The 7,730-nt window shown below is 59.9% G+C and carries 7 protein-coding genes; 4 read left to right on the forward strand and 3 right to left on the reverse strand.

Annotated elements, in window-relative coordinates; genetic code table 11:
• Positions 1-127: 127 nt before the first annotated feature.
• Together JCM25146_RS18060 and JCM25146_RS23650 are read left to right on the forward strand one after the other, a co-directional pair.
• Complete coding sequence (locus JCM25146_RS18060) at positions 128-2,428, forward strand: DUF3772 domain-containing protein (protein ID WP_051544123.1); 2,301 nt, start codon at positions 128-130, stop codon at positions 2,426-2,428.
• Entirely contained in the window at positions 2,422-2,559 is a 138-nt protein-coding gene (locus JCM25146_RS23650) for a hypothetical protein (protein WP_242400995.1), read from the forward strand. The genes JCM25146_RS18060 and JCM25146_RS23650 overlap by 7 nt, the downstream gene beginning before the upstream one ends.
• 20 nt (positions 2,560-2,579) lie before the next feature.
• On the opposite strand, the gene JCM25146_RS07740 is transcribed toward JCM25146_RS23650, so the two are convergent.
• Complete coding sequence (locus JCM25146_RS07740) at positions 2,580-4,076, reverse strand: replicative DNA helicase (RefSeq protein ID WP_035372199.1); 1,497 nt, start codon at positions 4,074-4,076, stop codon at positions 2,580-2,582.
• A gap of 68 nt (positions 4,077-4,144) precedes the next feature.
• Positions 4,145-4,798 (reverse strand): guanylate kinase, encoded by a 654-nt coding sequence (gene gmk, locus JCM25146_RS07745; protein ID WP_025827085.1) that lies wholly within the window; start codon positions 4,796-4,798, stop codon positions 4,145-4,147.
• A gap of 108 nt (positions 4,799-4,906) precedes the next feature.
• On the opposite strand from gmk, the gene JCM25146_RS07750 reads away from it, so the two are divergent.
• Together JCM25146_RS07750 and JCM25146_RS07755 are read left to right on the forward strand one after the other, a co-directional pair.
• Positions 4,907-5,725 carry an SDR family NAD(P)-dependent oxidoreductase gene (locus JCM25146_RS07750; RefSeq protein WP_035372211.1) on the forward strand — a complete coding sequence of 273 codons (819 nt, stop codon included), beginning with the start codon at positions 4,907-4,909 and terminating at the stop codon, positions 5,723-5,725.
• Between the two features lie 26 nt (positions 5,726-5,751).
• Positions 5,752-7,098, forward strand: a complete 1,347-nt coding sequence (locus JCM25146_RS07755) for a purine-cytosine permease family protein (protein ID WP_025827089.1) — start codon at positions 5,752-5,754, stop codon at positions 7,096-7,098.
• On the opposite strand, the gene JCM25146_RS07760 is transcribed toward JCM25146_RS07755, so the two are convergent.
• The coding region (locus JCM25146_RS07760) for a TrmH family RNA methyltransferase (RefSeq protein WP_035372201.1) at positions 7,062-7,730 on the reverse strand (669 nt) is incomplete at its 5' end. The two genes, JCM25146_RS07755 and JCM25146_RS07760, sit on opposite strands and share 37 nt — an antisense overlap.

Consider the following 7,730-nt stretch of genomic DNA (forward strand, 5'->3'; position numbering starts at 1 on the left):
AACTTTTCCCACAGTATAGCGCCATGGTATGAAGCACACTGGCTTTATACCATGGTGGCACGCAACCCGTGCCCCACCATAACCGTATTAAGCTGTTGTATTCCCTCCCACGGCGCAAGGTTGCCTGATGCTTCGTATGCCTGCTCGCGTATTATGTGTGCTCTCGCTCTTTTTCTTTTCCATTCCCCTACTGGCAGAGCCGGGCACGGCACAGACCACGGAGCAGCCCAGAGCGGCCCTGAATGCGGGCAACGTCTCCTCCCCGCTGATTATCAGCGCGCAGGATATTGTCTCTGACAAAACACTTGATGATATCGGGGCAGAAATACGCTCCATCTACAAAAGTGGTGTGGCTGAACATGCCGGGCAGAGCGCCATTGACCTGAGCACACTGCTCCAGCGCGCCGCGGCCGTTTCCACCCGGACTGACAAGCTTATGGCGCGCATCAAGCCTTATCAGGATGTGTACCAGAGCTTTGTGGACATTCTGGGCAAGCCCCCCACCAAGGACGACCCGCCCGAAGTTGCTTCCATTACCGAACAGCGCGAAAGCCTGAACAGGCGGCAAAAAGATATTTCCGCCCGCATGACACGGCTGAAGCTTTATCAGGTGGAAGCGCAGCAGCTGGTTAACGAACTGCGCCAGCATGACAGCGCAATCCAGCAGGCAACGCTGTGGCAGCAGTTGCCCTCCCCACTGGGGATCAACTTCTGGTCCCAGTTCATTCAGGCCGCACCACAGGACGGCCGCAGGCTGCACGCTCTTGGAGCGGAAACACTGGCCATGCTGGCCGTTGCCATGACTGGCAAGCGCATTTTTATCACATTCGCCGGTCTATGTGGCTCCGTGCTGTTGCTGGTCGGGTGGCTGTGTGCGCGCAAACCTATCCGCCTGCTGACAACCCGCTTTTTGCCACAGGGGCGCATACGCCCCATTGCTGCAACAGTCGTGTGTGGGCTTGTGAGTGTGCTGGCCTGCGCCATTTCGTTTCAGGTTTTTTGGAACACGCTGGCTTTTGACAACCTCGCCGTAGGGGATGATCTGGACCAGCTTGCCAGCATGGTGGCAACACAGGCCCCCCTGTGCGGACTGGTGCTGGAGCTTGGCTTCTGTTTTCTCAGCCGCAACGCGGAATGGCGCATTTTCAGCATGTCGGACGATCTGGCGCGCAACCTGCGCCTGTTCCCATCATGGTTGGCCATTGCCATGATCGTGCGTGGAATCCTACGTTATGTGGATACGCAGAGCGGCCTCTCCCTGCTGAGTGTGCAGTTGATGGATGGGCTTTATACTCTGGCGGTCAGCCCGCTGCTGTTTGCCATCCCGCGCAAGCTGCGCCTGACTGCGGCACAGGATGAGGATGCGGAACAGGCCGGCACCGAGCAGACACCCCCTCTTGCACAGTTCCTGCGCAGTCTGGCCATGGGCATTTCCATTATCTGCTGGATTGCGGTTCTGACGGGTTACATCCCCCTTGCCTACACGCTTATCTCGTGGGTGAGTGTTATGGCCCTGAGCATGACAACGCTTTTGCTGCTGTCCATGCTTGTTACGGCTGCCGGGGGCGCATTATTTGCCTCACGCGCGCCTCTGGGCCGCCATCTGGTGGAGCTGGGGCTACCACCGCGGCTGATTAACCAGGCCAGTATTCTTATCCCCGGTCTGGTCAATGTTCTTTTGCTGGCGGTGGCATATGCCGTGGCCACATCGGGCGCTAATTTTGACCCACCCCAGATATGGCAGCAACTCTACTCCCTGTTCCACGGCACGGAGGACAGTAATACCTCTTCCGTCTCGCTTGACGCCATTTTGCTGTGCATTGCCCTCCCTCTTGTTGGGTATCAGGCGATTAAAATTGTAAAGTCATGGTTCCAGCAAAGGTTTTTCCCCGCAACGTCGCTGGATATCGGGGCGCAGGCCTCCATCCTGAGCATACTGGGTTATGCCGCATGGATCCTGATCGGACTGGCCATGGTTGCAGCCCTTGGGGTGACACTCAAAAGCATGACATGGGTTGTCAGCGCCCTGTCCGTGGGGATCGGCTTTGGCCTGCAATCCATTGTGCAGAACTTTGTCTCGGGCATTATTCTTATGGCCGAACGCCCCGTATCGGTCGGGGATGTGGTGACCATTGCAGGCGTGACCGGCAAGGTGGAACGCATTAGCGTACGCTCCACAGACATACGGCTCGATGATAAATCGACCATGATTGTCCCGAACTCGCAGTTCATTACATCGGCGGTCAAAAACGCAACACGGGCGCAAAAACCCGGTGTTTTTACCGTGGAACTGGACCTGCCCTTTGCCTCGGACCTGAACAAGGCCAGCAGCGTGGTCATTGCTACCTTAAGCGCGTGCGAGGATACGGACCCGGACAGCCCCCCCACCGTGAGCATGACATCGGTTGCCGATGCTCCGCCGTGCTGACCGGCTCGGCCAAGGCGCGCGATGGGGTGGAAATCAAAACGGCTCGCAGCAGCGCGCTTTTTGCAATCTGGCAGGCGTTTCAGGAAAACGAAATTCCCGTCACCTTCCGCCAGACCGTGCGCGCACCGTAAGCCCCACCCCGGAATACACGTTACTGCTCGTGGATATTGTCCAGATCAGCAAAGCGCGTGTATTCCCCTTCAAAGAACAGGTTGATGGTGCCGGTTGGCCCATGACGCTGCTTTTCCAGAATAAGTTCGGCCTTGTTGTGGACCAGCCCCATCTTGCGCTGCCACTCGTCCATGGCCACTGAGTATTTGTCCATGGAATCGTAGGCTGTTTCCTTGGGCATACGCTGTTGCAGGTAGTATTCGTCACGATAGACGAACATGACCGCATCCGCGTCCTGCTCAATGGAGCCTGATTCACGCAAGTCGGAGAGCATGGGCCGCTTGTCCTCACGGCTTTCCACCTGACGTGAAAGCTGGGAAAGGGCAATAACCGGCACTTCCAGTTCCTTGGCAATGGCCTTGAGGCCCTGCGTAATCATGGAAATTTCCAGCACGCGGCTTTCCGGGCGTGTGCCAACAGAAGGCCGCATGAGTTGCAGGTAGTCCACCACAATCAGGCTCAGCCCCTGTGTACGCTTGAGCCTGCGGCACCGGGTACGCATGGCCGAGAGCGAGATAGCGGGCGTATCATCAATCAGCAGTGGCAGGCGGGCCAGTTCGTGGCTGACCCTTACAAAGCGGTCAAACTCCTTTTGCCCGATGTCCCCCCGTCGGATCCGCTCGCCCGAGACTTCTGCCTGTTCGGACAAAATACGGGTTGCCAACTGCTCGGCCGACATTTCGAGCGAGAAAATAGCAACAGACCCATTGGGTTTGCCTCCTTTTTCCTCTGCCTCGTCCATAATGGCGCGCGCAGCCGAGAACGCAATTTTGGTAGCCAGCGCCGTTTTGCCCATGGCCGGGCGCCCTGCCAGAATAAGCAGATCGGATGGGTGCAGCCCCCCGGTCTTTTTATCCAGATCCCGCAGCCCCGATGTCAGGCCCGTGACGTGCCCTGCACTCTGGAAGGCAAGAGCCGCAACATTCAGCGCCCCGGTCAGCGCTTTGTTAAAGGCGACAAAATCCCCGTCCTTGCCTTTTTCGGTCGCCAGTCTGAACAGGGCTTCTTCCCCCGCTTCAATCTGGTCCGGGCCGGACAGGTCACCTGTCGCGCCAAAGGCGTTGTTAACAACGGTCTCGCCAATATCAATCAACTGGCGGCGGATCCACGCATCATGGATCGCGCGCCCGTAATCCCCTGCGTTGATAATCCCGACCATGGATGTCAGCAGTTTGGCCAGATAGGCCATGCCGCCCACGCTATCGAGCATGCCCGAGTTTTCCAGCTCCGCGCGCATGGTCACCGGGTCGGCCAGCTGGCCGTTTTCCACCCTGCGGGCAATAGCCGCATAAAGCTGGCCATTCACCCGGTTGGCAAAATGCTCACCCGCCAGAAAGTCGGATACGCGGTCATACGCACGGTTGTTGGTCAGCAAGGCCCCAAGCAGAGCCTGTTCGGCCTCAATATTGGCCGGGGGCTGGCGCAGGGTTAAACCCAGCAGGCCATCTTCTTTTGGTTTGTCGGTCTGTGTTGTCATGCTCACATCATGGGCCTGTTACGGGGGCGGGGCTGGCGCATGGCCAACGTGCAGGCTGGGGCTGCGGTTTAGCTGGCATCAAAAGTCGCTACAAAGTCGGCAAGGCCGGTCTGCCTGCGCGTTAACAGCCGTGCCGCCACCAGAACGGAGCGTGCCTCGGTAACTGCCCTGTCCAGCTCGGTGTTGACAATAACAGTATCAAACTCCTGCCAGTGCGAAATTTCATCACGTGCCGCGGCCATGCGGCGGGCAATTTCGTCCGGGTGGTCGGAACCACGGCCCGTTAGCCGACGTTCAAGCTCTTCAAGGGATGGGGGGAGCACAAACAGGCCGACCACATCATCCGGCAGGGCCTCGCGTATCTGCCTGTGGCCTTGCCAGTCTATGTCGAACACCATGTCATGCCCTGCAGTAAGCGCCTGCTCCACTGGCGCACGGGGCGTGCCATAGCCACGGCCAAATACAATGGCCCACTCCAGCAGCTCGCCCGCCTGCGCCATGGCCTCAAACTGTTCCATGGTCCGAAAGTAATAATGCACGCCTTCCTTTTCCCCCGGTCGGGGCTGGCGTGTGGTGACGGAAACAGAATGTTTGAGTTTTGTGTCCGATGCGCGCAGCGCATTGGCAATGGTAGATTTGCCAGCACCCGATGGGGCGGAAATAACAAGGCATACACCCCGCCGTGTTGCGTGCCCCGGATGAGCCGTTCCATTGTGCGCCATGCTGCTCTTTCACACCCTGTCTGTTCAAACTGACGATCTTGCCCCTTCATGCCAGAAGCGGCCATGCTGCGCCACCGCGCTTTATGTCAAAGGAAGGCGGACACCACCATGAAACACGACAGCATTCTTATTACCGGTGCATCCTCCGGCTTAGGGCGCGCACTGGCCCAGACTCTGGCCCGCCCGGGCCGCAAACTGTGGCTTGGCGGGCGCAATGCCGCCCGGCTGGAGGAAACCGCACGCCACTGCATTAGCCAAGGTGCAGCGGTGGAGCTCAAGCTCTGTGATGTCACGCACACTGCGGCCATGGCAGAGTGGGTGCAGGGCACGGGTGGTCTGGACATGGTTCTGGCCTGTGCAGGCATTACCGGCGGCACCCGCAACCCCTTGCACCCCGACCACCCCGCTGCCGAGCCGGAACCCCAGATACGCCGGATTTTTGCAACAGACCTGCACGGTGTGCTCAACACCGTGCTCCCCGCACTGGAACTGATGGAACGCCAGCCCCGCGCCGCAGATGGCATGCGGGGGCGGATTTGCGCCATTTCCTCCGTGGCGGGGCTTGTCTCCTTCCCCGGAACTCCCTCCTACAGTGCGGCCAAGGCGGCTGTGGACCGCTTTATGGTGGCAACCGGGGGCAATGCCAAAAAAGCGGGTATTCTGCTCAGTTCGGTTGTTTGCGGTTTTATTGATACGCCCATGGTGGCACGCAACGCCTTCCCCATGCCCGGCCTGACAGACGTGCAGAGCGCCAGCCGCAGGATCCTGCGCGGACTGGCCCGCAATGAGCGGCGCATTACCTTTCCGCTCTGGCTGGCTGCTGGCTCGCGGCTGATGGACATGTTGCCCATCAGACTGGCCGAAGCCTATTATACCCACCAACCCGCCGGAGCTGCTGGCAGTATGCCCGAACCAGACCTGACTTAACCCTCCATTTGCAGAAAGCCCCCGACATGACGCAGGCCCCCGCCCCCCGCGCGCATGCCATGATGGAAGACATGTCCGCCGCAGCCGTACGCGAGCCCGTACCCACACGGCTGAAAACCATGAAAATGGACCGCGTGTTCTGGAGCCATTTTGCCCCCAATCTGGGCCCGGGGGGCTGGGTTACGGGAGCACTTCTGGTCAGCATGGGGCTGGATTTTAAAACAGGGGTAGCGGCTGTTATTCTGGGCAACCTGATTGGAGCACTGCCCGTAGCCCTTGCCGCAGCCATTGGTCCGGCCACCGGGTTGACGCAAATGGAGGCATCGCGCCGTGCGCTGGGACAAAAGGGGCTGCGCCTGCCGGCATTCCTGAACTGGATTTATTGCGTGGGGTGGGATGCGGTGAACAACGTACCCGCTGCCACCGCCCTTATTGCCCTGCTATTTGCAGGTGGCATACAAACCCCGTTCTGGGCAGCACTGGGTGTGCTGGCTGGTGTGCAGATGCTGGCCTCTATCTACGGCCACCATGTGGTGCAGGCCTTGCAGAAATATCTTGGAGCGTTCCTGCTGCTGGCCTTTGCGCTGATCGGCATTGTTTTTGCCATACGCGGTCAGGCCCCCCTTGCCACGCACCACCCCGTGGGGGTGAGCACCTTCTTGCTTGCTGTGGGGGTTCTGGTCAGCTTCAACCTCTCATGGGCGTCGTATTCATCGGATTACACGCGTTACCTGCCTGCCACTTCCAGCCCCACAAAAGTGGTGCTGCTTGCGCTGGCAGGCCTGCTGGCCTCGGCCATTCCCTTCCAGATTCTGGGGCTGATTTCCGCCGGGAGTGTGGTGGACGCCTCCCCCACAGCAGTTATTGCATCGCTCCAGCAGACACTGGGGCCATTGGGTACATTTGCCCTTGGGGCCATTGCGCTGTCGTCCATTACCGGCAACTCGTTCAATGACAACACGGCAAGCTACAGCCTGATTTCCGCCGGGTTCCATATACCTCGCGTGGCTGCCGCAATCCTGACTGCAACACTGGGCTACGGGCTGGCCGTTGCCGGGGCGGGGCAGTACACCACCTTTTACACAGACTATCTGATGCTCACCATGTACTGGATTGCGCCGTGGACAGGCATTGTGCTGGCGGACTGGTACTGCACCACGCATACCCCACGCCCCACACCTGCGGGGTGGACACGCGGTGCAAGCATATTCACCATAACCACCGCGCTGACCATTGGCTTGTTCTCCACCAGCAGCGTGTACACCGGCCCCATTGCCCGCTGGCTGGGGGGAGCCGACATTGGCTATTATGTTGGCTTTTTTGTTGCCGCAGGCTGTTACGCTGCGGGCATACCGCGCCGCACCAGTTCATAAAGCCCCAGAGCCGCCGCTACGGACACGTTCAGGCTTTCCATCTCTCCGGGCATGTAAAGACCTGCAATTTCATCACAGCTTTCCCGCGTCAGGCGGCGCAGGCCGCGCCCCTCCGCCCCCAGCACAAGCGCAACACGCCGCCCGTCAAAGCCAGCACCGTTCAGGATTGTCCCCCCGGCATCCAGCCCTACGGTCCAGCACCCGGCCTTCTGAAGCATTTCTATGGCGCGGGAGAGATTGACCTCGCGCACAAAAGGCACTGTCTCCAACGCCCCGGATGCAGCCTTGGCCAGCACGGCGGTTTCTTCCGGCGCGTTGCGGTCCTGCACCACAATGCAGGCCGCCCCAAAGGCTGCGGCAGAACGCAGGATGGCCCCAACATTGCGTGGGTCTGTCACCTGATCCAGCACCAGCACAGGGCCGGGGCGCTCCAGCGCCTCTTCCAGCGAGAGGGAGGGCAGAATATGTGCCAGCATGGCCACGCCCTGATGCACAGCATCCGGGCCAAGCAGGTCATCCAGCCGCGCACGCTGCACCAGCTCGGGGGCAACCCGCAGGCTCTTCCCACCCGCACGGGCGGCTTCCTCCAGCGCGGGGTGTTCTGCCTCGGTCACCAGCAGACGTTCATACAC

The sequence above is a fragment of the Acetobacter okinawensis JCM 25146 genome (assembly GCF_000613865.1).
GTDB lineage: Bacteria > Pseudomonadota > Alphaproteobacteria > Acetobacterales > Acetobacteraceae > Acetobacter > Acetobacter okinawensis.